The organism is Cryobacterium lactosi (genome assembly GCF_004403945.1).
Classification (GTDB): Bacteria; Actinomycetota; Actinomycetes; order Actinomycetales; family Microbacteriaceae; genus Cryobacterium; species Cryobacterium lactosi.
Window position 1 is genome coordinate 1 of sequence record NZ_SOHM01000021.1, and the last position, 1,356, is coordinate 1,356.

At 55.2% G+C, this 1,356-nt stretch carries 1 rRNA gene; it reads left to right on the forward strand.

Annotation, left to right across the window (positions count from 1 at the left end):
• A 16S ribosomal RNA gene (locus tag E3T61_RS09960) occupies nucleotides 1–1,144 on the forward strand; the annotation flags it as partial.
• Nucleotides 1,145–1,356 lie beyond the last annotated feature (212 nt).

A 1,356-nucleotide genomic window follows, 5' to 3' on the forward strand; every position in this document is an offset into this window, starting at 1 on the left:
AAGCCTGATGCAGCAACGCCGCGTGAGGGACGACGGCCTTCGGGTTGTAAACCTCTTTTAGTAGGGAAGAAGCGAAAGTGACGGTACCTGCAGAAAAAGCACCGGCTAACTACGTGCCAGCAGCCGCGGTAATACGTAGGGTGCAAGCGTTGTCCGGAATTATTGGGCGTAAAGAGCTCGTAGGCGGTTTGTCGCGTCTGCTGTGAAAACCCGAGGCTCAACCTCGGGCCTGCAGTGGGTACGGGCAGACTAGAGTGCGGTAGGGGAGATTGGAATTCCTGGTGTAGCGGTGGAATGCGCAGATATCAGGAGGAACACCAATGGCGAAGGCAGATCTCTGGGCCGTAACTGACGCTGAGGAGCGAAAGCATGGGGAGCGAACAGGATTAGATACCCTGGTAGTCCATGCCGTAAACGTTGGGAACTAGATGTGGGGACCATTCCACGGTCTCCGTGTCGCAGCTAACGCATTAAGTTCCCCGCCTGGGGAGTACGGCCGCAAGGCTAAAACTCAAAGGAATTGACGGGGGCCCGCACAAGCGGCGGAGCATGCGGATTAATTCGATGCAACGCGAAGAACCTTACCAAGGCTTGACATATAGAGGAAACGGCTGGAAACAGTCGCCCCGCAAGGTCTCTATACAGGTGGTGCATGGTTGTCGTCAGCTCGTGTCGTGAGATGTTGGGTTAAGTCCCGCAACGAGCGCAACCCTCGTCCTATGTTGCCAGCACGTAATGGTGGGAACTCATGGGATACTGCCGGGGTCAACTCGGAGGAAGGTGGGGATGACGTCAAATCATCATGCCCCTTATGTCTTGGGCTTCACGCATGCTACAATGGCCGGTACAAAGGGCTGCAATACCGCAAGGTGGAGCGAATCCCAAAAAGCCGGTCTCAGTTCGGATTGAGGTCTGCAACTCGACCTCATGAAGTCGGAGTCGCTAGTAATCGCAGATCAGCAACGCTGCGGTGAATACGTTCCCGGGCCTTGTACACACCGCCCGTCAAGTCATGAAAGTCGGTAACACCCGAAGCCAGTGGCCAAACCCGCAAGGGATGGAGCTGTCGAAGGTGGGATCGGTGATTAGGACTAAGTCGTAACAAGGTAGCCGTACCGGAAGGTGCGGCTGGATCACCTCCTTTCTAAGGAGCACAGCAGTGCCGTCTGTATACAGCGGAGTAACACTGCCAAGTCATACGAAGACGAATGTTCTTCGATGGCGCTCATGGGTGGAACATTGACATTGATGCAGAACCAATCGGTTCGATCTCAGTACTTCACCTCGGTGAATGGAAAGGGTTGGGTCAGGCGGGTTTGCATATGCACGCTGTTGGGTCCTGAGGGACCGGAACGA